The sequence below is a fragment of the Vibrio sp. QJM3NY_21 genome (assembly GCF_057785975.1).
This window is the reverse complement of record NZ_CM173513.1, coordinates 1,470,410-1,495,967: the sequence shown is the minus strand read 5'-3', so window position 1 is coordinate 1,495,967 and position 25,558 is coordinate 1,470,410. Positions and strand designations below refer to the sequence as shown.

At 42.9% G+C, this 25,558-nt stretch carries 26 protein-coding genes and 1 pseudogene; 16 read left to right on the top strand and 11 right to left on the bottom strand.

Features of this window, described 5'->3' with window-relative positions; genetic code table 11:
* The first annotated feature begins 24 nt into the window (after nucleotides 1-24).
* From AC3CID_RS06790 to AC3CID_RS06770, 5 genes are all read left to right on the top strand, one after another.
* On the top strand, nucleotides 25-681 hold the full coding sequence (locus AC3CID_RS06790; protein ID WP_488527147.1) for a glutathione S-transferase family protein: 657 nt from the start codon (nucleotides 25-27) through the stop codon (nucleotides 679-681).
* A 171-nt stretch (nucleotides 682-852) separates the two neighbouring features.
* Nucleotides 853-1,548 (top strand): VC0807 family protein, encoded by a 696-nt coding sequence (locus AC3CID_RS06785; RefSeq protein ID WP_004734825.1) that lies wholly within the window; start codon nucleotides 853-855, stop codon nucleotides 1,546-1,548.
* Between the two features lie 372 nt (nucleotides 1,549-1,920).
* Nucleotides 1,921-2,196 (top strand): HU family DNA-binding protein, encoded by a 276-nt coding sequence (locus tag AC3CID_RS06780; RefSeq protein ID WP_004734824.1) that lies wholly within the window; start codon nucleotides 1,921-1,923, stop codon nucleotides 2,194-2,196.
* 40 nt (nucleotides 2,197-2,236) lie between these two features.
* The gene (locus AC3CID_RS06775) at nucleotides 2,237-2,383 is read left to right on the top strand and encodes a hypothetical protein (protein ID WP_004734823.1); all 147 of its coding nucleotides are present in this window, start codon (nucleotides 2,237-2,239) and stop codon (nucleotides 2,381-2,383) included.
* Between the two features lie 728 nt (nucleotides 2,384-3,111).
* Nucleotides 3,112-3,999 carry a VirK/YbjX family protein gene (locus tag AC3CID_RS06770; protein ID WP_081008967.1) on the top strand — a complete coding sequence of 296 codons (888 nt, stop codon included), beginning with the start codon at nucleotides 3,112-3,114 and terminating at the stop codon, nucleotides 3,997-3,999.
* 159 nt (nucleotides 4,000-4,158) lie between these two features.
* On the opposite strand, the gene AC3CID_RS06765 is transcribed toward AC3CID_RS06770, so the two are convergent.
* The 3 genes from AC3CID_RS06765 to pnuC form a co-directional block, all read right to left on the bottom strand.
* Entirely contained in the window at nucleotides 4,159-4,839 is a 681-nt protein-coding gene (locus AC3CID_RS06765) for a Crp/Fnr family transcriptional regulator (protein ID WP_102537077.1), read from the bottom strand.
* A gap of 125 nt (nucleotides 4,840-4,964) precedes the next feature.
* On the bottom strand, nucleotides 4,965-5,693 hold the full coding sequence (locus AC3CID_RS06760) for a nucleoside phosphorylase (RefSeq protein WP_428783483.1): 729 nt from the start codon (nucleotides 5,691-5,693) through the stop codon (nucleotides 4,965-4,967).
* Between the two features lie 8 nt (nucleotides 5,694-5,701).
* Nucleotides 5,702-6,436, bottom strand: coding sequence for a nicotinamide riboside transporter PnuC (pnuC, locus tag AC3CID_RS06755; RefSeq protein ID WP_488527146.1), 735 nt, complete (start codon nucleotides 6,434-6,436; stop codon nucleotides 5,702-5,704).
* 371 nt (nucleotides 6,437-6,807) lie between these two features.
* Here pnuC and AC3CID_RS06750 point away from each other — a divergent pair, with 371 nt between their 5' ends.
* Nucleotides 6,808-7,008, top strand: a complete 201-nt coding sequence (locus AC3CID_RS06750; protein ID WP_488527145.1) for a hypothetical protein — start codon at nucleotides 6,808-6,810, stop codon at nucleotides 7,006-7,008.
* A 40-nt stretch (nucleotides 7,009-7,048) separates the two neighbouring features.
* On the opposite strand, the gene AC3CID_RS06745 is transcribed toward AC3CID_RS06750, so the two are convergent.
* Nucleotides 7,049-8,140 (bottom strand): transporter substrate-binding domain-containing protein, encoded by a 1,092-nt coding sequence (locus AC3CID_RS06745; RefSeq protein ID WP_488527144.1) that lies wholly within the window; start codon nucleotides 8,138-8,140, stop codon nucleotides 7,049-7,051.
* Between the two features lie 211 nt (nucleotides 8,141-8,351).
* On the bottom strand, nucleotides 8,352-8,771 hold the full coding sequence (locus AC3CID_RS06740) for a PaaI family thioesterase (RefSeq protein WP_488527143.1): 420 nt from the start codon (nucleotides 8,769-8,771) through the stop codon (nucleotides 8,352-8,354).
* A 42-nt stretch (nucleotides 8,772-8,813) separates the two neighbouring features.
* On the opposite strand from AC3CID_RS06740, the gene AC3CID_RS06735 reads away from it, so the two are divergent.
* On the top strand, nucleotides 8,814-9,092 hold the full coding sequence (locus tag AC3CID_RS06735; protein ID WP_009846970.1) for a DUF134 domain-containing protein: 279 nt from the start codon (nucleotides 8,814-8,816) through the stop codon (nucleotides 9,090-9,092).
* A gap of 43 nt (nucleotides 9,093-9,135) precedes the next feature.
* Here AC3CID_RS06735 and nqrM read toward each other — a convergent pair whose 3' ends face one another.
* Complete coding sequence (gene nqrM / locus AC3CID_RS06730; RefSeq protein ID WP_171312602.1) at nucleotides 9,136-9,333, bottom strand: (Na+)-NQR maturation NqrM; 198 nt, start codon at nucleotides 9,331-9,333, stop codon at nucleotides 9,136-9,138.
* Nucleotides 9,330-9,791, bottom strand: a complete 462-nt coding sequence (locus AC3CID_RS06725; protein ID WP_065205415.1) for a NifB/NifX family molybdenum-iron cluster-binding protein — start codon at nucleotides 9,789-9,791, stop codon at nucleotides 9,330-9,332. The genes nqrM and AC3CID_RS06725 overlap by 4 nt, the downstream gene beginning before the upstream one ends.
* Before the next feature lie 338 nt (nucleotides 9,792-10,129).
* Between AC3CID_RS06725 and AC3CID_RS06720 the strand changes: the two genes are divergently transcribed.
* The gene (locus AC3CID_RS06720) at nucleotides 10,130-11,038 is read left to right on the top strand and encodes a LysR family transcriptional regulator (RefSeq protein ID WP_488527142.1); all 909 of its coding nucleotides are present in this window, start codon (nucleotides 10,130-10,132) and stop codon (nucleotides 11,036-11,038) included.
* 39 nt (nucleotides 11,039-11,077) lie between these two features.
* On the opposite strand, the gene AC3CID_RS06715 is transcribed toward AC3CID_RS06720, so the two are convergent.
* Nucleotides 11,078-11,566: a hypothetical protein gene (locus tag AC3CID_RS06715; protein ID WP_488527141.1), complete on the bottom strand. Its 489-nt coding sequence runs from the start codon at nucleotides 11,564-11,566 to the stop codon at nucleotides 11,078-11,080.
* Nucleotides 11,567-11,720: 154 nt separating this feature from the next.
* Nucleotides 11,721-13,394: an amidohydrolase gene (locus tag AC3CID_RS06710; RefSeq protein ID WP_488527140.1), complete on the bottom strand. Its 1,674-nt coding sequence runs from the start codon at nucleotides 13,392-13,394 to the stop codon at nucleotides 11,721-11,723.
* Nucleotides 13,395-13,706: 312 nt separating this feature from the next.
* On the opposite strand from AC3CID_RS06710, the gene AC3CID_RS06705 reads away from it, so the two are divergent.
* The 6 genes from AC3CID_RS06705 to AC3CID_RS06680 all read left to right on the top strand — a co-directional run bounded on the left by AC3CID_RS06705 (nucleotide 13,707) and on the right by AC3CID_RS06680 (nucleotide 21,113).
* Nucleotides 13,707-14,429 carry a DUF1007 family protein gene (locus AC3CID_RS06705; protein WP_488527139.1) on the top strand — a complete coding sequence of 241 codons (723 nt, stop codon included), beginning with the start codon at nucleotides 13,707-13,709 and terminating at the stop codon, nucleotides 14,427-14,429.
* A gap of 96 nt (nucleotides 14,430-14,525) precedes the next feature.
* Entirely contained in the window at nucleotides 14,526-15,641 is a 1,116-nt protein-coding gene (locus AC3CID_RS06700; RefSeq protein WP_488527138.1) for a nickel/cobalt transporter, read from the top strand.
* A gap of 306 nt (nucleotides 15,642-15,947) precedes the next feature.
* Nucleotides 15,948-16,451, top strand: a complete 504-nt coding sequence (locus AC3CID_RS06695; protein WP_488527137.1) for a YcxB family protein — start codon at nucleotides 15,948-15,950, stop codon at nucleotides 16,449-16,451.
* Between the two features lie 79 nt (nucleotides 16,452-16,530).
* Nucleotides 16,531-17,256, top strand: coding sequence for a metallophosphoesterase family protein (locus AC3CID_RS06690; RefSeq protein ID WP_488527136.1), 726 nt, complete (start codon nucleotides 16,531-16,533; stop codon nucleotides 17,254-17,256).
* 185 nt (nucleotides 17,257-17,441) lie between these two features.
* On the top strand, nucleotides 17,442-19,484 hold the full coding sequence (locus AC3CID_RS06685) for an FUSC family protein (protein ID WP_237299328.1): 2,043 nt from the start codon (nucleotides 17,442-17,444) through the stop codon (nucleotides 19,482-19,484).
* Between the two features lie 660 nt (nucleotides 19,485-20,144).
* A complete protein-coding gene (locus tag AC3CID_RS06680) occupies nucleotides 20,145-21,113 on the top strand; it encodes a nucleoside hydrolase (protein ID WP_237299329.1) in 969 nt (322 codons plus the stop codon).
* Nucleotides 21,114-21,410: 297 nt separating this feature from the next.
* Here AC3CID_RS06680 and AC3CID_RS06675 read toward each other — a convergent pair whose 3' ends face one another.
* Together AC3CID_RS06675 and AC3CID_RS06670 are read right to left on the bottom strand one after the other, a co-directional pair.
* Nucleotides 21,411-22,145 carry an AraC family transcriptional regulator gene (locus AC3CID_RS06675; protein ID WP_488527135.1) on the bottom strand — a complete coding sequence of 245 codons (735 nt, stop codon included), beginning with the start codon at nucleotides 22,143-22,145 and terminating at the stop codon, nucleotides 21,411-21,413.
* A gap of 113 nt (nucleotides 22,146-22,258) precedes the next feature.
* On the bottom strand, nucleotides 22,259-22,720 hold the full coding sequence (locus AC3CID_RS06670; RefSeq protein ID WP_488527134.1) for a carboxymuconolactone decarboxylase family protein: 462 nt from the start codon (nucleotides 22,718-22,720) through the stop codon (nucleotides 22,259-22,261).
* A 67-nt stretch (nucleotides 22,721-22,787) separates the two neighbouring features.
* On the opposite strand from AC3CID_RS06670, the pseudogene AC3CID_RS06665 reads away from it, so the two are divergent.
* Together AC3CID_RS06665 and AC3CID_RS06660 are read left to right on the top strand one after the other, a co-directional pair.
* Nucleotides 22,788-23,015, top strand: a pseudogene (locus tag AC3CID_RS06665) (acetyl-CoA carboxylase, carboxyltransferase subunit beta); the annotation flags it as partial.
* 332 nt (nucleotides 23,016-23,347) lie between these two features.
* Complete coding sequence (locus AC3CID_RS06660) at nucleotides 23,348-25,156, top strand: hypothetical protein (RefSeq protein ID WP_488527133.1); 1,809 nt, start codon at nucleotides 23,348-23,350, stop codon at nucleotides 25,154-25,156.
* Nucleotides 25,157-25,558: the final 402 nt, after the last annotated feature.

Here is a 25,558-nt window from a genome sequence, read left to right as displayed (position 1 = left end):
TGACGAATACAATAAAGGATTATCATGCAACTCTACTTAAATGAAACCTCCCCGTTTTCACGTGTAGTCGCAGCAACTGCGCTTCTATCACGCTGCTCTCCTTTGTCTTTTGTTTGGGTTGATCCATGGAGCTCCCCGGCCAACCTAAAAAGCGTCAATCCGTTTTGTTTAATTCCAGCACTCAAACTTGAAGACGAAACAGCACTGACGGAAAGCTTGTGCATTTGCCAATACCTAATTGAAACGTACCAACCTCAAACGCTACGTCAGGTAACGTTAAGTCGTGCCAATGAAATGCAAACGTTAGGAACAGCAAAGACGTTAATGGAGATCGCGTTTAGAACCGCGGCATTGATTCGCTATGCAGACAGTGACAATGCGCTTATCCATAGAGGGCAAGAAGGTATGGTTGCCGCCCTAGAGCAACTTGACCAAGAGATAAAAAAACAAGGGCTAGAATCCCTTTTGAGCGACAACTTGGCCACGTTGTATCTCCATGTCGCTTTAGATTACGTCCAGTTTCGACATACTGAATTGTTTGATGAAGTGAACAACCGTAACATCATCGATTTTTTACACCTTTCCCCCTTTGCAGACATACTGACATTTATAAGCATTGAGAGTTTGGCAAACAAGCCTGATTATGAAACGTTGCTTGATTCGTTCGGTCGGAATACCTAAAAGCATCCAGAACTAGAATGCGTAAAGTCTTGAATTCAACGTGAGATAGGCTCAGAGATGTCGTTGATGTCACATGTCGTTACACAGCATGACGTGTTAAGGCTTTACATCTTGGGCGAGGTAAACAACAATCCCTGAGAATAAATCCATAACATAATGTATTTAGAAATTATGAGTAGTACAGAAAACAAAAAATCGAGTCCTCTTTTCGAAGTCGTATTTAACGTCCTTCTTCCTTCATTCATCTTAATGAAGTTCAGTGGAGAGGAGCATCTCGGAACAGGCTTAGCATTACTTGTCGCCCTTGCCTTCCCTATTGCTTACGGTGGCATGGAGTTAATCCGCAACAAGAAGTTCAACTTCATCGCGGCGCTTGGCTTCGTCAGCGTACTATTAACGGGCGGTATTGGCTTCTTCGAACTAGACACTCGTTGGTTAGCGCTAAAAGAAGCATTAATTCCTGGCTTAATTGGTTTAGCGGTTCTTGGATCCACCTTCACTCGCTACCCGTTTATCCAAAAAGTTATCTTTACGCCAGCTCTGTTAAACATCTCTCTTATTGAAGAGCGTTTAAGACAGTTCGGTAACCAAGCAAAGTTTGATCGTTGTCTAATGACATCGAACTACCTATTCGCAAGTACCTTTGCTTTCTCTTCTGCGATGAACTATTTCCTAGCGACTTGGATTGTGACAAGCCCTGCCGGCACTGCAGCCTTTAATGAAGAGTTGGGTAAGCTCACGCTATACAGCTACCCAGCCATAGCTATCCCTAGCATGCTGATGATGTTAGGTATTTTCTATTACATTTGGCGCCAAGTTCGCGCTATGACGTCACTAGAAACAGAGAAAATCTTTATTACTAAGTAGATCTTACCTAACTAACTTAGTGTCTCGTCCTAAAATAGAAACACACACCAAAAGCTCAGCACATTCGCTGGGCTTTTTTGTTTCTGTTCTCTCATTTATCCGACAAGTGATATGCTGAATTATGATCAGCTTTCTCAAAAAATGAGAGATTACTTTCACCTTTCTCATACTAGCTTGATAGCTAGCATTTAAATTACCAATAGCTAAAGAACTGCATTCGGTTATACTGAAAGATGATTTAACGCTCAATCTTGTTGATTACTTTACAAAACCCTGCCTAGGTGTTAACACTATTTCAGCCCTTATTGCTAAGATAGAACAAGCTTGGCCTTAAAGTTAAGCGCCAGTCGTACTCAATAAGGAATATAGAATATGAACAAATCTCAGTTGGTTGAACACATCGCAACTTCAGCAGACATCTCAAAAGATCAAGCAGGTTCAGCGTTAAACGCACTTGTTGAAGGTATCTCTAATACATTGGCTAAGGGTGATGATGTTGCCATCCTTGGTTTCGGTAGTTTCAAAGTTAATTCTCGTGCTGCTCGCACTGGTCGTAACCCACGAACCGGAGAAGAGATTCAAATCTCAGCATCAAAAACGCCTGCGTTTAAAGCAGGTAAAGCACTAAAAGAGTCATGTAACGCTTAGAGTAAATACGATCTCAAAGCAGAATCCAAGGAAGATTACTATGTCTATAACCAAAGAAAAAGTTAAAGCTAGCCGCAGTAAAAAAGCAGGCAAGTCAACCAAAGCACAAGCCGAAACGCCCAAAACTCGTCAACGCATTGAAGAGCTTATGGAAGAGCGTGAATTGGCAAAACTGTTAGAGTTATAGTTTGTTATTCTTCTAATGCCACTGCAGCCTTGTAGTGGCATTTTTGATTTAAGAAACAGCGCTTCACTAATACAAGTGCTTATACCGATTAACCCTTTCAAGCGACCTCTTTCTGCAATTCAGTCACTCCATTAATACGTTGATGCAATCTGGTATCGATAGTCAACGAGATTAAAAAGCTCAGCAATGCAATAATAGCTCCTGTAACAAACACCCATTGATAGCCAGACATCCACACCACTCCCAATAAGAATGGCAGAAATACTGCCGCGATATGATTGATAGTAAACGAAAGACTCGCCGTGGACGCCACTTCGTTTGACCGGACGGTTTTCTTAAAATAAGTAGTCAACGCTATCGCAAAAAACGACCATAACTGCGCGGTGATATGCTTCCTGCCATGTTTAATTCCTCAAAAGTATCTTTACTCCGAAAAATCAGTCATATAAAACTCAGCTTCGGAATTAGGAAGCATACTACTCGCCAGTCAATTGTTACACGATCGTTTTGTAAATGTTACTTTTTGTATTTATCAATCCGCATTAAGCGTAAAAGCCGCCCAAAATTTGAACGTTAAGTAACTGACTTAATTACATTGTCATACATACCCATACATACATACCCAAATCGCATTTTTCACTATCATCATTTTCATTGTTAGTTATGAGAGTCAGGGAAATGTTCGCAACACTAATGTGTTGGTGCGGCGTTTCTTTTTTGAGGTGATTATGAATGTCGTTCGCATGGGAATAGAAGCCAATACCCATAAAAATAAGGGTAAGTACAAGGCGATAATTAAGTTTACTATTCGAGCCCTGTTTTACTATTCAGCCACTAGAAAAATGAGTGAAAATTTCAACTCTGAAGAGAGAAAGCTGTTATTTATCAAACAGCCTAACTTCTTATCCAAATTTGTAACTCCCTACTTATGTACTGGCTTTAGCAATAAAGAAAAGATAGAAATCTTATCCAAGCACTACGACTGGTTTGAAGAAACCTTCGCAACAGAAGCTAGACACCAAATCTATAATGAAAGACTCAATCTTTTAAAACTAGAGATAGATGACAACGTTTATCTGGTTAATCTCAGCTTTGAACGAAACGCGAGAAAAGAAGGTGAACTGACAATTTCATTGACCAATTCTCTACTCGAAAAAATGTATAGCATCTCGTTCACTGTTTTCGACAACAGCATCTACATCGGTGGTATTCAGGGTGGAGCCAATGACAATGGATTTAGCCGTACATTCACAAAAGCTTTCTACGGTTTAAGACCTAAATCCTTCATGGTAGAAACACTACGACTGTTAGCCATTAGCTTAGGTATCGAAAATATCTATGCGGTAAAAGAATCTGGCCATGTGTCGAACTCATTACGCTACGGCAAGAAAAACAAAGACATCAGCCTTAAGTACGATAGTTTATGGGAAGAGCACGATGGACAGGTACACGATGACTATTTTTATCGTCTACCGATCAACCCAAACAGGAAAGACCTTGAGGCTCTGAAACGCCAAAAACGTAAGTTATATCGTGAGCGGTATGCGTGGCTAGATCAGTATGAAGAAGAGCTAAAGAACAAAATGAGCCACAACATTCAAGTTCAGTTTAGCTAACAACTGCCTTCTAAATAGGTACTACTTTCTGGCGCTCGCTCTTTATTTTGTTACAAACACAAGGCCTCATAATACGGGGCCTTAGAATCGAGAAGCAGCTCTGCACTTACCTTTCTGATTTCACTCAAATTTCCCTTTCAACTTGAGTCATTCTTTTTCTTACTCATACGAATCAATAAAGGCTCGGAGCGCTTGCTGGTCGACAATTTCCAACCCTTGGTCTCCTTTTCTAATGAAACCTTTGTCTAATAGGTCTTTAACCGCTCTTCGATACACTCTGCTCGATGTGCCAAAACGTTCCGCTTCTTGATTCACTTTATCGAAACCGCCTAACACAGTATTTGTCTGGCTTTGAACCAATAAGTCGTAGGCAATGTTGTAGGTAATTGAGTGTAAAAGACGGTTAGTGTAAATGCCCATAGAGTCTTGATAATCTTCCGCTAATGCAGAGGAAAAGAAGAACATCATCTCCGGATTTTCATGTAGTGCTTCTGCTAGTTTCTGAATGCAAATGACATCAACTTGCATGTGTTCATCTGCCACGACATTCCATTGGCAGGGCGTTTGAGTGAAGAACTCCATCTCGCCAAATATATGGTAATCGCAATTCACCTCACCCAATTGAAAGCGTCGCCCATTAGCCGCAGAAATACTCATAGAGACTCTCCCAGCGGGCACTACATAAAGATACTGAAGTTGCTCACCTTGACGCAGAATTTCATCATTTTGATTGAAGTAACGAGAGTTAACTTGGTGTTGGTAGATGAGATCTCTAAATTCAGAGCTTTTTTGTTCTAAGTAGTTTTTAAAGCGTCCGCTTGAGTATGGTGCAATCTTCATACTTACTCTCTCATTGCATTACTGCTGTTTATATTCAAACGATTGTAACCACTTAAACCACAGGAGAGAACCCAATAAAAAAGCGACGGCCTCCCATCGCTTTCGTCTTGTATTTCTTCAGGCTCTTATTGAGTAATTAGTGCTTCCAGTGCCGCTAATGATGCGAGCCGCTCTCCTTGCATCATTGCCTCTGCCTCATCGACATATTGCCCAACGCCCTCCTTTACATCTTGTTCGTACAAGACAACATTGTTCAAGATAGAAGCTACGTTAAGCCCTCTCAAGCGCCCCACGGTAAACAGCGCGGATGTTTCCATGTCGGCACCTAAAATGCCCTTACCATTCCAGTACTGACAAAGCGCCTGTTCGTCATCGGTATAAAAACTGTCGTGTGAGCGTACCGTGCCCAAATAGTAAGGTGTTGTTTGCTGCTGCAAAAACTTGTCTAGCTCTTTAAGCAGAGAGAAGCTTGCATAAGCGGGATACGACGGCTTAACGTAAGCGGTAGAACCACCCTCATCGCGAACCGCACCCTCTGCAATAATTAGCTCACCAAGCCCAATCTGTGACTGCATCGCACCTGCAGACCCTACTCTGACGATATGAGTCACACCACAAAACTTAAGCTCTTCTACGGCAATGATCATTGAAGGCGCGCCAATGCCGGTGCTGCAAACAGATATCGCCTTCCCTTGATAGGTACCAGTGAAGACTCGATACTCGCGGTTCTCAGAAACCATCTCTGCATTTTCTAGCAAGCTCGCGATTCGATTCGCTCTATCAGGCTCACCACAAACAATGACTAACGGAGCAATTTGCGTTTCATCAACGCCAATATGAGGTTGCTTTGCCATCTTCACTCCTAAGAAGCCGTTGCTTGAGTTAACGATTTATCACTGTTTCGTTTAGCTGTGCGTGCCCACTCGCGAGTACCGTTTGCCGCAATGAACATTAAGATTGCATATTGAACAGACATTGCGTACACGCCCTGCGTCGCATAAATACCAACACCGATAATGTTAATCACAATCCAAAGTATCCAGTTTTCAACATACTTACGTGTCATAAGAACTTGAGCAACAATAGATAGAATGGTCATCGTTGCATCCCAGAATGGGAAGGCATCAGGTTCAAGTACTGGTTCCGTAAAATCAGCACCAAATAGATTCAGGCTATCAACCGCGATGCTCGCCAACGCAAAGAAGAATGGGTCGATATACATTGTGAGCAATGCAATCGAAACCGCACACGCTGCAGCTGTTGCCACCAGCTTATTTTGACTCAACCAGCGAACTTCTAACATTTCACCTTGCTCATTAGGGCGTGTCCATGCGTACCAACCGTAAATATTGGCGCAGAAGAAAAAGAGTTGAAGAAGTAACAATCCGTATAACTGAATTTGGAAAAAGATAACCGCAAATAAGGTGACATTCAGTAATCCGAACAGGTAGTTAATGGTTTTTTCTTGGCTTGCAAACCAAATACACAACAGGCCAAATACAGTGCCAAAAGCTTCAATCCAGCTCATGGCATAGCCATCCCCTATTGGGATGTTGACTAAGGTATTATTGATATCAAGTAGGGCGAATAGGTCCATAAAAGTGTCCTTTATTATTTGTTTTTTAGTAGCACTTATCTTATTGCGCCTTCAGAAATAAATAGGAGGACATTTGTCCCCCCTAGATTGCATGCGATCATAAATCAGAATAATAATTGGCGAAATTGAAATTCATCGTAATAAGTTCAACTGTTCCTCACACATTCAATCCTTTGCGTATATCTCCATTAATGAAAAGAACCACTTCCAAAAACGAAACTTTAGCTTACTGGTTTTAGGCGGATATCGCGTTGACGGGCGCGTTTGAGAAGCGCATTCTTTAATTTCGAACAGAACAAACTTTAACCTCACGAGAGTGTGATTAACCGATCCCTTGTTCTGGTAACGCATCTAATTGAATGGCAGGTCACATGAATAAGATTATTATGTTAGTAATGGGGCTGTTTTTCACCAGTCGATTGTTTGCCAGTATTGTTCCGCATGCTAGTCAACTGGAGCACGATGCGCCTATTCTCCTTCGTTCTGCATTGATTGTGGGCGTTGCGGCTTATGTCGTTTGGACAGCGTTCAAATATTTCAAAAAGAACAAAGCCTCTAGTTCAGAAATGTAGCAGTAAGAACCCATAAAGCTTTGTAGTGTGCAGTTGTTGGTTATTGATCCGCAAAATAGTCGACCAAGATTTTACGCCACTTTCGCGACTCACGAATCTTCAATAATGCACGATTTATCTCTTCTTCGTACGCGTTGTTTTCCGTAATGATAAAGCCATAATTTTGCTTTTCTAGTTGGTAAGGCAACACTTCCAGATCTTCAAATTGCCCGCTTGTTCTGCCATTACCGATCATATATTTGAGAACCACATCATCAGCGACAATCGCTTCCACTTCGCCTTCTTCTAAAGCCGCCAACAGTCTTGACATATCGATATAACTCTTGTGTCGAATACCAAAACTGGTGAGCATCAAAGAAGACGTCGTGGCGACTTTTGCCCCAACTTCCACGTTCGCAAGATCATTGATGCCTTTAATCTGCGAAGACCCTTGGCTAAGCGTGAGCTTGCTAGCTAAAACGGCGGTAATGCTGGCTATGAACAACATACTCAACACGCCAATGAACACCGTGGCAATTCGCCCAGTTAAGCTCTTAAACTCAAAGTAATTGAATGGACCTCGAGTGATGAACAGCAATCCCAATATGAAGCTTTCTAACCAACGACCCGTTCTGCTTTTCATCGAGTAGAGTTTTTCATTTTCTCCGTGTTCCAATAGGTAAAAAAACGCACCTATTAAGCCGGAGATAAAGATGATGACACCAATGATTATCCATAAGGCGGGGTTTAAGAATATGGAATGTAGGGAGTGAAGATAACCTTGCTTCTTAACGGCGATCGCGAGATGAGTTTCGTAAAAGGAGTGGGAAAAGTCAGCGAACAACTCACGTTCTGGAGTGATTGAAATGCAGGATACTCCGATGTCGATTTGCTCTGTTTCAATGGAATTGAGTAAGTCATCCAAGCGATGAGTCTCTATCGTAAACTCAACCTCCATTTCCTTCGCTATCTGCTCCCAAAGCTCGATACTCAGGCCATTCCATTCACCTTCCATAGAACTAATTACAAAAGGCGGACAAGGGTATACACCGACTTTAAGGGGAGAAGAAGAAGCAAAAGCACTGAAGAATAGAAAAAGAGAAACGATTGAAGTGACACTGTATCGGAGTGTCAATTTGAAGAATTTGTGCATCAGCAGCCCTCCGGAAGAAGACAGCAATGAATTGAATACGAAGGCTCGACTAATGACACACATCAGCGCGATCAGAAGTGAAGAAAGTTTATGATAAATTCAATGCTGCCCTAGCTTTAATAGTTATTACCTTAACTATAGAAAACCTCTATTTATTGTGCAAAAGAATGGGCGTAACAAACTAACGGCATAGGAAACCTCGGATCGATAACTACTGGGATGCCATAAACTGGCTTTGTGCCGATGAACACAACTTTCCGCACTGCGTAATTTGGCTTTCTAAGAAAAAGATATTTCGTCTGCTTTTGACCCATCGTGCGCGAACTTCCAGTTCTTGACCAATCGAAATTGGATGATGGAAACGAGACGTTAAGCTGACCGTCATAGCAGTGACCTTATTTTGAAACAAGCAATGCAGCATCGCGCTGTCATGTAATGCAGTAACAATGCCCCCCTGCATGATGCCATCGTAGCCCTCAGCTTTATCTGTTGGTACAATCTTGGCCCTGGTTTTATATTTAGCTAAAGCCTCGTGCTCGCTAACGGCTTCAAAGCAAATCGGGCTGTCTGAAAAGAAGCCTTGACTGCATACTTGGCAGCGCCGATGATTGTGTGGAATGAAAACCTTCATACTTACCCTTGTTCCTTTACCCTTAGATTCCTAGAGGTTGATATGGCTCGACCAAAAAAACATCGCCAGTTATGTACCCGTGCGGCTTACTCTTGTTTTAAGCCTAATGGCGTTCCTATGGACGAGCTTCATAAAGAAGAATTGCTATTAGAAGAATTGGAAGCACTGCGATTGGCTGATCAAGAAGGGCTGAGCCAACTTGAAGCCGCTGAACAAATGCAGGTGTCTCGCCAAACGTTCGGCAACATCATCAAGCGTGCACGAGCCAAAGTCGCCAAGTGCATCGTCAACGGCCACGCGTTAGTGATTCAAGGCTCATAATTCGAAGCTTTAACGTTACTTGTCGAGAGACTCCGAAAGAGCCTTAACTTGATGGTTCAGAGATCTGATATAGCTTTCGACTCTGCCCTTCACATACGTCTTTGCAATTACATTCACGCTCAATATCTATCTGCGCCAACCCTCCACAACTGCCTTTAATTGGTTGGCGTGAGAAAATCACACCGATCGCCATCAACGTAACGATTCCAATGAAGCCTAATAGTGTTAGTAGGAATGTCATTTACGACACCCTCGTATAACGCCTAGTTGATTCGGTTGTGACGTAAAAAGCGCGCTATCTTTCTGGTGTTCTTTGTTGCCACACCCTTTCTTACTTTGCCCTTTTTTACTGTGACAAACGTTGCGAGGCTCTCGACCATAATCTAAATCGGTCACTTCTTGCAGATTATCAAAATCCAAAGCACCGATTTCCACCTTCCTTGTTGTTGCCAACACTCTAATATCGTTATTGAACAAGTGCGCCAGCATCCTCTTTCCTATGTGACGGACAACGACAGCCTGCACGTCGTAAGAACGGAGGACTGAAATCCATTGCTTCTTTTTATTGCAAGACGAATCGGACTCAACCAAAGGAACCATCTGCTTTATTTGTCGTTGGTCATCCACAATCGCTATCTGTGGTGAACGAGCAAAATGGTTGCCGACATGAAGATTAAGACAAGGTACTGCGTATAACATGGTAACTTCCTGTTATTGATGATCAGAAGTTCAGCATACGCCTCATTGTTGGCATATGCCAATAACTATCATGTGAAAAATTAGATTTACAGATTAGAGTGGTAGCAGGAAGCCAAAACTAAAAGCCAATCTCCCCTTCACCAAAATGATGTTTCCCAATACGTAGGCACTTCACAATCACGTGAATTTTTTGATCATAGGAACGATAAATTTGGTCGCTAAGTAGGCTTAGAAATGTCGACCTTACGTGATAAATTCGAGATAAGTACGTATAGTGGCGTAACTACTGGAATCAAAATTGGACCCTAATTTTGTACGTGTTGGAATAATGTAAGCCTATGAACTCACTACACTTGAAAGCACTGTTGTTGGCCGCTGAAACAGGTTCAATATCTGCTGCTGCCCGTAAGTTAGGAAAAAAACAACCCCAAGTTAGCCAATGGATCTCTGATCTAGAAATTGACCTTGGCGTTAACTTTTTTGACCGAACTGGCAATAAAATGTCATTAAGCAAAGATGGAGAACGTTTGCTGCCTTATCTCACACATACCATGAGCCAACTTACCAAGTTAGTTCAAAGTGCTGAGATAATTTCGCAAGGTGAATCTACCGTGCTTAGAATTGGGATTGAAAACTATATTCCCGACCTCGCCTTCACTCAGCCTTTAGCGCTAACGTTAGAGCTGTCCCATTTATGTATCGAAGTGTATCGCGAAGAACAGCACCAACTCATGCGAGATCTAAGCGAAGGCAACGTAGACATCATCATTACTCATGAATCCGATACTCTTCATCACCAGCATTTTGAGTACTGCCGGTTAGGTCATTACAAAGAAGTGTTGGCGTGCAGCCCTGATCATCCCCTCACTAAATTACCCATTGTGACCAGTAATGACTTAAGCCAATACCGAGAGTTAATTTGGGGAGAGACGACGAACAACAATGAACAATATAGAGATAATAACAGTGATGGATTTAGCCCTAGCTATGGTATTTTCTCTGATATTCAACTACTCATCGCTATGTTAAAACACAACAAAGGCTTTGCGTTTTTGCCCGCAGAGTTTGTAAACACACACATTGAAAGTGGCCAATTGGTCGCCCTACACTGCGACTTTGAACCTGCCGGTATCGACCGAAGAATTGAGTTGTGTTGGCGCAATGGATTAACCCTGTCTCCATATGGCAGCCAAATTGTAGAAGCGTTCAAAACCCATCATCAACTCTCAGACAAACCTATATCTTGAGTTCATTTTTTGGCTTGATTCTAGTTTTCGGGCTTAGCTTTAATTAGCAGACTTAGAGTTATTTTTAACCTCAAGATCACCTTGGGGTTGGATTTCAAGTTCAGGTTTAGGTTTAGGTTTAGATATGTTTTCTGAATCGACTTGAGATCCATCTTCTGACTTGAGCTCTTGAGCAGAAAGAGAAGTTGCTGCAATTACTGATTTAGAAGTAAAAGTAGAAGAGGAAACTAAAGCGGCGATGAGAGCATCCCACCAGTCGTATACGTACAAAGATGCGTAAATTGGGAAGATTGCCCAAAGTAAAGGGTCGTCCCACACAGTCGACGTAATTCCAACAGCCGCGATGGCCAAAATGATGAGTTCAGAAATACCAATAAACAGTAGTAGTTTTGTTAGATGGGCAAGCGTGCGTTGAAGCCGGCTAGTCAGTTGTGTTTTCTGATAGGTCGCCTCAAAAATGCCAATAATACCCGCCGCCATCAACAGACCGATTACCGTGAGTATGGCTGCTTGGTTACTCTGGTCCATCTGGCGCATGCTATCAAAAGTACAGCGAAACAATATTGGTACAATCAATATAATTAAAACCAACTGCCTTACTGCCACCTCAATATAAAAACGCTTTATTTGCACATGGATCTCCATTAAAAATGGTGCAGAGCAAGCCCTGCACCTAGTTTTGTTATTCTTCTGCGTCGAAAACGATATCACCTTGTAATATTGTCATTAGGATTTCTGTATTTGCTATATCGTCAACTGACAAGCGGGTGATATCTTGCTCTAAAATAGCAAAATCAGCTGATTTACCCACATCAATAGAGCCTGTAACGTTTTCTATTCCAAGGCTTGTCGCGGCATTAATGGTGTACGCATCGATTGCTGCCTCAATATTCGGCAGTCCCGTATTCCCCATTCTTATACTGTTAGCGATACCAACAAGCGGATTTAACTCATGAACGTTCCAGTCACTGCTCAATGTCAAGTTCGCACCTGTATCAAAGATAGCTTTGAGATTCATCAATGCGTGAGTTCTCTTCGCCCCTAGAAAGAGTTTAGCCCATGAATGGTCGTGCTCAACCACATACTCAGAGCCGACTTGAAAATCTGCTGTGACATCCAGTTGAGCAAAACGAGTGACATCATCTGGGTCGACAAGCTCAACATGAGTCAGTGTGTAAGGTTTTACCGAGCCATTTTGGCGAGCATGTTCAATTGCATTAAGTGACTCACGAACTGCCCCATCACCAATTGCATGTATGTGTGCGCTGTAACCAATTTTGTCCAATGCATCCAACCACGTTTTCATTTGGTTAGGTGGGATATAATTAATGCCGAACGGCTCATCTGGAATGTAAGTGTTTAGATAGGGTGCTAGCGTTTTCGCTGTACCGTTGATCGTAATTCCATCGCTGTACATTTTCACCTGATCAACCAATAGCAAGTTCGAAGCATCACTTGATTGAATTGTCTTTAGAAAAGCCAACTGTGGTTCCATTGAATCAGTTGGATAAATCCATGGGCGAAGCGAGACTCGAGCGGTTAAATTGCCGTCTTTTTCTGCTTGCTTCCACACTTCATACCAGCCACGTTTCCAATACAATCGACCATCACCAATCGTTGTAATGCCATTGGCCGCTGATTCTTCAAGGCCAGCCATTAATCCGTCATAGCTTTGATTAAACTGACCTTCTAGACTGTTCCAAGCCATCTCCATCACAAGATCGCCAGCATTATCAAATAAAATACCGTTAAGCTCACCGCTCTCTGGATCTTTGAGAATCTTGCCACCTTGAGGTTCAGGTGTATCTTTCGTGATGCCCGCAAGTTTAAGCGCTGCAGAATTGACCCACATAGAGTGCGAGGTCTGCTCCATGATCACAACAGGACGAACAGGGAAAATTCGGTCTATTACTTCAAGCGGTGTCTGGCGATTGTCTTCATTAAGAATGGCATCTAATGAAAAACCATAGCCCATTAACCAACCTTTAGATTTGTCATTTCTACTGCAAGCCTCTAAATAGGGGATTTGACCTTCAAGCGAAGCGTCCATACTCAATTCGCAGTTGCCACCCGCTTCAGAAGCTGCCTCAAACACATGGTTATGGTTATCAATAAAACCGGGCATTACATAGGCCTGTTCTAGATCGATAATTTCGGTATTTTTAGCTCGATATTTACGAGCATCATCGTCTTTACCAACAAACATAATATTTCCATCACTAATGACGATCGTATCGGCATTGTCGTGACCATAAATCGTCGCGTTGGTTAACATCATGTCGGCTCTTTCGCTAGCCAGCGTAGTTGAACTCATAATTAGGCTCGCGATTAGTGTCAAAGGGGAAAGTCGTTTCATTATTCATTCCTTTCATGCCCCACAATCTTTAAGAACATGTGGGGAGTTTTGTTGCGTTGAGTAAAGACTACGGCAACACGAAAATAAAAGAAAAATAGTGAGTATAAGAATACTGGGATAGCTATGAACGCTTTGCACCTGTCATCCCCAACTAATCTCCTTTCTCTTCTCTTCTCTTTTCCTCTCTTCTAATAGCAAATAATGAATTGTGGTCACCAATGTTGTTTTTAATGTGTTTCTTATTCTCTTTCGAAGTGAACAAATGCACGAATTGTTATAATATAACATTACACTAAATAACCATTCGTTCTCATGAAACAGCTATTTGTTCTAACCAACGCACTCAATCAGCTCTCTTCGCGCTATGCAAGCCGCTTCTCGACAGGCTTGCGTTCTATTAAGCGTTTGCCTCTTTGGTTGGCATTATTGTCTTTTGCTCCGACCCTACAAGCCCATCCTCACTCTTGGGTTGAAATGAAAACCCACATCGAGGGCGAAAACGGCATGATCACTGGCCTTTCAATGGAATGGTCTTTTGATGCCATGACATCCATGTATATGTTGGATGGAGAAAATGTCTCGCCCGAGAACGAAGTCGAGACATACAAAAATCTCGCTGCATCTGTTATCGAGAACATGATGTACGAGCACTACTTCACGTATTTCTACGATGGTGAAGAGCCAATTAAGTATCAAGTTGCTGAGCATGCCAAATTTGAGCGTGACAAAGCCAAAATGGTTCTAACATTTGACCTACCGCTGTCTAAGCCAAAATCCGTGACACGAGACTCGCTCCGCGTACTCATTTTTGACCCTAGTTACTTCGTCGACATGTCGTGGTTATCGAATAGCGACGTGACCTTGTCACCTGAACTAGCGAGACAATGTCAGTTGGAATTAATCGAGCCCAACCCGACGCCTGAACAAATGAGCTATGCAATGTCTTTACCTGTCGATACCGATCCAGACAACACATTAGGCCAACTGTTTACTCAATCGGTTGAGCTTCATTGTGCTGCGGTTCCAGTGTCTTAATCGCAGCGGCTCGTTTCAGTCAGTAAACGTCTTAACTCAAACTCATTAAACCTCTCACTCACTATGAGAAAGCTCTCTGATACAGGTTCTTGTTAAATGCAGAAAAATAGCCTCAAAACAAACTATTACCTCATTGGCGTCGGCGCCCTGTTACTTGTTATTGTCGGTGCGTACCAATTGTGGTCTATATGGCCATCGTTAGTGATCTCTAGTATTCAATGGCAAAGGGAAGTTAACGCAGAGCTTGCCGACCTACTCTATGAAGCTAAATCCAATCCTTGGGGCGCAGGCAGTTACCTTATCGGGTTCAGCTTCGTCTACGGTATGCTTCACTCTTTAGGCCCAGGACACGGCAAGGTTATCGTGTCTACTTACTTAGCGACTCACCCGACTAAGGCGAAAGCCAGTTTAGTGCTTACGGTTGTGTCTGCGTTTTTACAAGCACTGGTCGCGATATTATTGGTGAGTGTATTGCTGTGGGGCTTTAGTGCTTCAATGCGCGTAGTGAATGACAAAGCGAATATGTTTGTTTCATTAAGCTTTGCGTTGGTGGCCGTGGTAGGTACTTTGATCTGCTGGAAGGCTTTGAAAAATATCTACACCACAATGCGTAAGCCAAAGTTGAAAGTGAAAGCCATCACCACATTAGCAGCCGATGCGCCTTCAGCAATGGCCGCTCGTCCACCAGGCACAGTCCAATCGCCAATAGCGCTTCGCTCATCTCTATCTGTTGGTTCAGCCATGTTGAACCCGACTAACGCATTACAAACTGCGGAACACTCTCATGCAGATCATTCTCATGCCGACTGCGGATGTGGCCACCAGCATGTTGCCGATGCAGACGCGATCAACAAAGCTTCCACGCTTCGTGAATACGCCGGAATCATAGTGACTATTGGAGTAAGACCGTGTACTGGAACCATTATGGTTCTGCTTTTCGCCAATATGGTTGGTCTATATTGGATGGGGGTTATGAGTGCCTTTGCTATGGCAATAGGTACCGCATTAACGACCTCATTAATCGCTATGATGACGCTAACGGGCAAACATCTAGTGAAACGCTATTTGGCTGCAGGTAACAAGAACAATAACGCTTCATTGAAAGTCGCAGGTCATTACTTACAACTCTTTGGTGGCATTCTACTTGTATTGATTGGCCTACTACTAATGAACGGACAAGAGAGTGGTATGTCACCTGTTTTCACCATGTAGAGCTTTAATACGTAGCCATAAATCGGAGGTTCTTTTCACCCGCATCTCACACATCAAGGCCTCGCAAACACGAGGCCTTAGTTTTAGTCATCATTTAATATCAATTTTTAACATAAATTCAGGTAAACAAGTGAGCTATGCCGAGAGCAAACCCCGTCGGTATTATTGATTTACAAAAGAGCATCAAAACCGTTAAAGAAAAGTACCGACAAGCGATACAATGCTGGAATTGCGAAATTGCGAAATTGCAGCGCAGCAGCCCCTTTATAGAAATCTCATTCACAGAAAACATTAAAGTAGCCAGACATGTCTAAAGATCCCGGTTTCACCACAGAATACATCCTCGACAAGACGTTTTTCACAGAGTGTTATGATCAAACTAGCCTTCCGACTCAATTTCCAAAAGCCTATTTAAAAGGAATACTGTTTCTTATTTTTGGTGTGATTTTATTAGAGTTTGAACTACTACCTAACGGTTACGTTGGCTGGTTCTTTATCGTTTTGAGTGTGATTGAAGCGTTCAGTGTGTACTGCAAGAGAACCTGGTGGATATGGCGACAAAAAATTAGCTCAGGTGCTGGCAGCAAAGTGGTCTTTCAAGGTGACATTAACGGTGTGAGTTATAAAAACGCTAAAAACACCAATACTATCGCTTGGACTGACATCTCCCAACTGCAACAGACCGATTTAGGCTTTATCCTTCATATTGGAAAACAGCGCCAATATGTGAGTAAATCTTGTTTAAGTGATGAAGCCATTGCGTTTATGGTTGAGCAACACGAAGCTTCCAAAGCACCTAAAGCAAATTAGCATCAATAAATGCCTGCCAATTTGGCAGGCATTTTTCTATCACCTTTGATAATGCGTATGGCACAACCGGACAACAACAATGAACACCATTTACCAAATCAGTGATTGTCATCTTTCAGATGAATCCAGCTATGAGAACCTGCGTAGAGCATTGGAATACGTCAGCAAAGACACAGCATGCAAGACCATTTTTATGACCGGTGATATTTGTTGTAATCCAAAACCGGGAGACTACGTTCGATTAGAAGCGTTCATTAGAGAACACATTAACGAACAATCTATTTACGCGATTGCTGGCAACCATGACGACTCTTGCTTAATGCGCAAAGAGCTAAAAGGATCGACGATTTTCGTCACCAATAAAGCCACTGTCTGTAAACGAGAGTTTGTATTTCTGGACTCTAGCTTCAAGCCGTTGGATACGCGTCACCCACTTGGTTCAGGTCGTATTGATAACCGCGGCATGGCTCAGCTAAAACAACAGTTAAGAAAAGCCAATGACCCTATCGTGGTTGTTCACCACCCTGTCATTCCAGTCGGTTCAGATTGGATGAAAGCGATCCGTCTAGAGAACGATGCTGATGTGATGAGCGTGCTTCGAAAATATCGCGTTCGTGACGTGATCTGCGGTCATGGCCATGATGGAATAACGGCGACACAACAAGGCATAACTCAATATATGGCCCCGTCGACAGCCTATGGTTTTGACCACTCGATCAATGAATACAATCGCAGCGACAAGATAGGATTAAGTCGAATTTCGTTCTCTCCTGATTCCATCGACTACCAAGCTGTCTATTTTTGAACCCTCTATCTTGAATCTTGCTGTCTTAAACTTTGTGGATTCGCTTTCGAATAAACCAAGCTATATAGCGTTCTATGCCAATAGAAGAGGCTTGCAGCGATTCAATTTATCAATCTGTGATTGAAGACAGCACGCGAAGAGGTTTGGCGTTACACTCATTAAGATCAAACAAATAACGAGGGTCTATGACGTTTTCTCCTGCCATTTTGCGTAAAGTCTGGTACTCCCCTTCTATTAACCTTGGGCTTCGCGCCACCAGTGCCATTGTGCTGTTTCTCGGTTTAGGGGTGTTGTCGAATCAAACCACTATCGCCATGACCGCGCTGATGACCATGCCAGCCGCTCTGATTAGTGGCCTCGATGCAGCTGGGCCAAGGCGGTGGACACGTTTTGCGATTACCTCAACCGCTTGGGGCATGACTCTAGTCGTCAGTTACGCTCTGCTGAAAAGCGGACTGCCTTTATGGGTGACTTATGGTGCTATGGGTGCTTTGCTTGCCAGTGCGGCAGTCAATGGTCCATTCTGGGCGAGGCTTGGCATGTCCTGCCTCCTAATTGCTATCGTCACACTCTCACTCCACAATTCCAACACCGCGCTAAGTTTGTACCCAATGTTGGTACTTGGCCCCCTTACTTTTGCACTGTTTAGTTGGCTTTGGTTTGCCCTGTGGAAACACTATGCGCTGCGTGTATGTTTATCTGCAATTTACGAAACGTTGGCAGACTACATCCAATATCGCCAAGCCTTCTTGTTAGGAGGCGAAAATGAAGCACCGAAAAGACGCATCAAATACCAACTCATCGAATTGTTCCAACAGGCTCTTCAATCTGAATCTTTTCGATCTAAACAAGAAGATGCTAACTCGCTTCGACAAGCCTTGTTCCTCGCTCTTGATACGTTTGAAGTGATACTCAGCAGCCACACAACGAATCCCGATCTATTGAACCAATTTCAGTCCAGCAAACACAAACGAGACTTGCTATTGGTTTGGAGCCAACATTGTCAGCAAAGACTAAGACACAAAGCCAAACAGCTTCTACACAACACAAACGAAGAGGTGAAGCACTTAAGCTCATTAGAGCAAGAAGCTAGTGACTTGATTGAAGCGGTCAAGCTCGAAGACCAACCCCGCTTTCGTTATTGGGCCTACGCAGTGAAGCACATTTCCCGTCGTATTGAGCTTAATGAACCCGCTTATGAACGTTCTTTTGAAGTGCAGCCGTTCGAGTTGTCTTTTCGCCTACCAAGCCGAGGCAATCCGATTTGGCGTCATGTTACCCGTGTCGGTTTGATGTTCGCACTTGGTGCTGGAATTGCGGAATACTTTGAATTGATTCGCCCTGATTGGGTTCTGATTTCGATGTTAATGGTGATTCAGCCAAGCTTCTTGGCGACACGCAGTAAAACGTGGCAACGCTGTTTAGGTACAGCGCTTGGTGTGCTGTTCGCGACCTCTTTAATTCACATTGGCGTACCAACGACCGCGATGTATACGCTAATGGTCATCCTCTTGCCCGTCGCGATGCTTAATATCATGCGCAATTACTCGCTAGCCATTGGTTGTATTACCGCGCTACTGATTTTGATTTATCAAACCATGGCGCACCAAGGGCTCGATTTCGCAGCACCACGTTTGATCGACAACATCGTCGGTGGCGCCATTGTGCTACTCGGTTATGGTTTGTTATGGCCGCAATGGCGAGGTAAAGAGATCCACAATCAAGCGTTAACAGCATTGAATAGCTCAAAAAGCTTGTTTGTGTATTGCTATGAACAATTGCAAGTCGACACCGAACAACGTGACCACATGGCCTTAACCAAACAACGTGCTGCGATGCTAACCGCCGAAAGCGACCTTGAGCTGATTTACAACGAGATGCAGCAAGAGCCAAAACATACTCGAGCCGATCCTCACTATTATGAAGATATGCTGAGTCACTATCGATTATTAAGCCATTACCTCTGCTTGCTGATCCCACTGGTCAGAAAAGGCACGCAATATCAAGGCTCTCAACAAGTCGAAAGCTTGATTCATGATGCGATGGATGCATTGATCAATACCATTCGTGATAACCGCGTCCATGAGCTACCCGCGATCACCAATCAAACTGAAGCCCAACACCCAACTTCCACAACGGGTCAACGTTCGGTAGAAGAAATCATCTGGTTAGCACTGATGACCATTAAGCAAATGCACGATTTAGTTCGGCGTAATCTAGAAGGCTAAATCAGGGCTTAACTATCAAAGGACTTAAATACCAAAGCTCTTAAACCCCAATAGCCACTCAGATTTTTATCTGTATTTTTAAAGCGAAGCGTTTGGCACACCTTTAGGAAAAAGAGAGTATCTAAAACTTGTTATTTGACTCATTCCAATACTTACGTTCTTTTTCAGTTATTGAATATATATAGTCATAACGACCTAATTGCCTTAAGTGACCATGCAAAACCAATTCATTTAGAGAATTTATAACGTTTACAACATCATTATTTGTAGATGGTATCCATTCCAAATTAAGACCTACTTCGCTGTTGATCTTGGAATCTTAAAAATGAACAACCCCATCATAAATAACTGATTTACAAACTGTTATAACACTCACCGCATACATCGTGATAACTTTCTTTAGTATCGAACATTCTATTCTACTGGTGGTTCATCACTGTCGAAAAACTTGTAGTGGCATGGTGAATTTTTCCAATATTTTAAAGGTACTAATACCTTAGAAAAGGCGGAAACAAAATGACCGGAGTACAATATTCATACGAGCAATTCAAACCTTGAGAGTTTAAGTTAAATTGCTCTCATCATGAGATTCAAGTCACGTTCATCAGTGTTTTTTCTAGGTATCGTCTACTCCTCTCAACTGTTTAATTAGAAGCTGATATGACAAAGAAAATCATCCTAGATACAGATCCGGGCATCGATGATGCAATGGCAATCCTATTTGCAGAAGCACATCCAGATATTGAGCTAATGGGGATCACGACCGTTTATGGAAATGCGACGATAGACAATGGCACTCAAAATGCTCTCTATCTGAAGCAAAAATTCGGTATGAAGGCACTCGTTGCAAAAGGTTCGGATAAGCCCTTATTAAGAGATCCGGTTGGAGCAACGGTTGTTGTGCATGGTGAAACGGGGTTGGGTGATGTGACGGCACCAAGTTCGCTAGATTATGAAGCGATTAAAAAGCCAGCTTATCAGTTCATTATCGACAGTGTTCGAGCTGAACCTAAAGAGATCACTCTTGTGGCTGTCGGTCCTCTGACTAATCTTGCACTTGCACTGGAAGCTGCTCCTGACATCGTCGACTTGGTAAAAGAAGTGGTCGTTATGGGTGGTGCATTCGGTGAAAACGGCCACAGAGGAAATGTAACACCATTTGCCGAAGCGAATATTCATGATGACCCTCATGCTGCCGATAAGGTGTTTACGGCATCATGGCCAGTCGTCATTATCGGGCTCGATGTTACAGAGGAGAGTTTTTTTACCAGTCAATACCTTGATGAGTTGCGAGATGACGCTGGAGAAGTTGGGCAGTTCATCTGGGACATTAGCCGTTACTACTTAAAGTTTTATTCTGACAAAGTAGGAATGAATGGTTGTCATGTTCATGACCCATCAGCCATTGCTTATGTTATCCAACCGTCTCTTTTTACAAGTCGTAATGGCCCGGTCAGGGTTGTCACAGATGGGCCAGCGGAAGGGATGACCATTCAGAAAGCTGATCAACGTAACTATATGAATGATGAATGGGGTTTATTTCCTGCACAACAAGTCGGCGTTCAAGTAGATAGCGATACTTTACTCTCACTCTACAGAGAGACATTGATAAACTATTCACAGCAGTAAAGTGGGCCTGTCGTAAATATTGAGAAATGCGCGACAGGCTAATGCTCTAGGTACAATAATCCTACAATTGCGTAGAAACGCTCAAAGGCACTGTCAGTTTCATCTGATTCAGATGAAACTGATCTTCAATATCAATACACGATCTAAGTGTCTATCCATATTAAAAAGTAATTTTCATTGACTAAGTTCGAGAATTGACTAGCTCACTTATGCCCCATTGTCAGTTAGCGTAAATGCTTGTCCAACTGTTGTAGGTCAGTTCATAGCTGGCGATTTTATATTCAAAGCTAATTCCTTCTAAAGGTTTCTCTTCCGCACAAACTGTTTCGGCGTCATGCACGCAATCTGCTTACATTCACGCGTCATGTGTGCCTGATCGGCAAAGCCCTGCTCCAGCGCAAGATCCGCCAAAGATATATCTGGTTGCGCTCGAAGCTGCTCTAAAGTTTGTTTCACCCGTGCGATACGCTGGTAATGTTTAGGCGTAATCCCCAGCCATTTCTGAAATTTTCGCTCTCTCTGGCGTTGACTGAGCGTCCCTATCTGCTGGTGAATAATGTGACCGACATCCTGAGGTTCACATTCTGCAATCAGAGCTTGGATCCAGCGGTATAACGTAGAAATTCTCGCCGTCGGCGAACGTGCTGCTTGCAGAGATGCAAATATCGGCAACGCCGAAGAGGCCAGAGGATGATCACTCTCAATCCGCAACGACCGCTCTAAGCGTTTACCAAACAACTGATAACCGACTGCCGGATGAAAACGCACACCGGCCATTACTGAGCCAGGCGGTAGGCTGACCTGATGCGCCAGCGTGCTGACTGGCAGTAGGATAACCCCCGGTACCTGCCACTCGCCATCCATGTGCACATCATTTTTCAAAATAAACGTCACTCCTGTACCGGCGTCGCTGAGTAATTGCCTACGCACGGTTTGCGCTGTATCAGCAGGTTCTACGGAAACCGACCAGATTGCCTGAATATGGCCGCCTAACATCCCCTGTGGTTTGAAAATATCAAAGTCTAAATTCAAACGTATTATCCTATTTAAACTCAACTTAGATAAAAAAGTCGTATAAATTTACTTTTCATAGTCTAAGTAGAAGTGTAAGTCGTGAAGTACGGCTTAAGTTAGCCCGAGTTGAGCTATTTGGGCTGGTACACTCCCACCGGTGGCTTAAATGCTTTCACTATTCGGTTCCAACTGTTGATGGCATTGATCGCAATCGTCAGATTGACCATAGCTTTATCTCCAAAGGTATTCAAGGTGAGCTGATAGGTCTCATCATCTACCGGCAGACCAGCCGTCAGTAATTCAGCCCAACCCAGCGCAACGTGTTCTGCATCACTGTAGAACTGCATGTCTTTCCACGCACTAAGCCCCCAGATACGTTCAGGCCTTTCACCCAGTTTAAGTGCATCTTTACTGTGCATGTCGATACAAAAAGCACACTGGTTGATTTGCGAAACACGCAACTTTACCAGCTCCCATACGGTAATATTCATCGTGTCTGACTGGCGAAATTGCTCATGGAAGTAAGCTTCCTGAGTATACAGAATGTTTATTGCCTTTGGCGCTATGTCAATGTAGCTGAGTCGTTTTTGCATGGTCTTTCTCCTGTTTTTTTCACATGATAAAAAACGCACTTAGCAATAGATTGAAGATTTTCGACACATGCTTGGTGACATCAACATTGGCGAGCCCAAAGCGCGAATTGGCTTTGCTGGACGCAGAGTGATTGAACAAACGGTACGAGAAAAGTTACCTGAAGACTTTCAGCAGAGTGAGTTCCTATTAGAACATGGCGCATTAGACATGATTGCTGATAGACGTGACATGCGTAAACGAGTGGTTAAACTGATCGCGATGATGACCAATACTCAGATTCAAGTTGAGCATTAGACCACTACACCTCGCACTATAGCTCCCCCCTAAAATGAAGTTCAACGATCTCTTTAGATTAACGACTGAGGGGGAGAACGTTCTTTGTCACTAAACTGAAGCCGCACTTGTCTTGTACTTATCACGATCGGTATTCAGTTCCTTTTCTTCAAGTCCTACGCACAAAATCAAACTCTATTCTAGAGTGAACTAAGAACGCAAAAATGATGGCGCAGATCTTAAGAGTTATGCTTGAAATGCGACGAATACCACTAGCAAACATATTGCATACGATTATGTTGGTATGATTAAATATATCAATGATTTAGGTATTATGGATTGAATTAAATTATATGACATGGAATAAGTTTTATCAGGTATCATCCGCTTTATCTGTATTGGCTCTAACTGGCTGTGGTGGTAGTGATAGTAGTCCATCATCTAGTGCCGTCAATGTTGCACAAACCAGCTATCAAATGGAGTCTGGCGCGTTTGAAAAAACCTATGTAAATATCCCTTTCAGTGTAAACTATAACGCAGGAGACAATCTCTATTATGGCATCATGAATGACAGCGGAAATTTGATATCTCGTGTTGAATACAACATTAATAACAATGGCACGGGTCACGTCAGCGTATACTTGAAACCTGGTTATGAAGTTGGCAATGGGACAAAATCCACAACGGCTCAGTTCGCCGTTTGTTACGATGAGTATTGTAGCCAACACTATTCTGGCTCGCCAGTCGCCATCAGTTTAACTAACAAAGTGACACTTGATCATAAAGTAGAGCTAGCCGTTCCGAACATTGAAACAGTAGCAGAACTCACTGATGTGAACGTATACCAGAACGTATCTGATGCCATCAATCTTTCTGGTTCTAATCTGCACAACCTTCGCGTAGAAGCTCGAGCCAATAGCTCATTTGTTACATCCGTTACGCCTTTTATTAGTCCCTCTAATATCGGGCTCAATATGAGCTTAGAAACGCCATCCGTCGTTGGTTTGGGCTCATTTAGCTCAACTCTCAATGTGGACGTCTGTTACGACTATAACTGTAGCTATCCGATCGAAGGCAGCCCACTAACCGTTCCCGTCAGCTACAAGATCAATAACACTTCACCAAACCCTGATCCAAGCCCAGATCCAGATGGCGGCTCTCCAACAACACCAAGTATTTCTGTTATCGATTTTGATAGCGCACCGACCCACAACACTGTCGATGCAATTTATTCCGATTCATTAAATGTAATTGCTGTGGTATCTGATAGCCCAAAGAACGCGATCTACTTTTATAGCCTGAACGATGCTACAGCTTATGAGATAGACCTTTATAGATCGCCATCAGCTGTCACTGTCGATAACATTAGTGGTACTAATCGCTTTGTGGTCGGCCACGATGCGATGATAACGACACTTGAATACAACGCCTCTTCTCCAATAGATACCCAAGTATCGAATATCTACCATTCCCATGATATTTTTGATTTAACCACCAATGGTAACTACGCTTGGACTTTACCTAAAACGGATCAATGGGTTGACCTACAAGTCATTAATCTTGAAAGCGGTTCTGTAGAGTCTAAAAGTGACTGGGGGTACTACGAAAAAACGGTACTCAAAATCAGCCCTAGCAGCCAAGCTTTCTACAGTTTAGATACAAATATTAGCCCTGAAGATGTCGCTAAGACGGACATTTCGGATCCGGAAAACCCAGCAAGACCTGTCGATTCCCCTTACCATGGCGACTACAGTTTCTGCGATAATTTCTGGTTCAACCATAATGGCACATTCATCTACACGCAGTGTGGAGTGAGATTGAATACGTCAAGTGACGCTGGGCTTGACATGACTTACGCAGGAAGAATCACTTTACCTGAACTCAATTCGTGGCCTTACTCTTCTACAATTCAAACACTGGATGAGTCTCACGATACCACCAAAATCGCTTACTCTCTCGAAGGGCAAAGCAACAAGGTAATGGTGTTGACTTCAAACCATTTGAACCTGTCAGAAACGATTATTCTCCCTAATACCACAATAGGAAATAGCACTTACACCACTGTGCCTAAATTTGTATTTTATGGCGCTGACGGTAAGCTAAATATCGTAGCTAATGCTACGGTAAACGGCATAACACGCACATCGATATTGCAACACTAAATATATAACCAGTAATAATAAAAGGCCTCGCAAACTCGAGGCCTCATTTTTATCTCTCCATTGATTGCTACTGAACAACTACACACTTCATCCCTACTTCACGGTCTTAAATTCTTACATCAGGGGGGCGTTGAAATGTTCTGATACTCTAGCATTGGGATATACCCTAGGTCTCATTGTAGTAAATTCATAGACTCCGTTAAAACTCCTTTATTTTCAAAGTTATATTGTTATATTTATGTAAAAATCCACTAATATGAAAATTGGCTTAAATGATAAAAAAAAGTTGTGCTTTATTAACGTCAATGTCGCTGCTGTTGTCAGTTAGTGCTTTTACGTTAGACCTTTAACTCAATCGAATTTTGTTAATATGTATCTGTGCTGCTATAAGTTATCTGCACC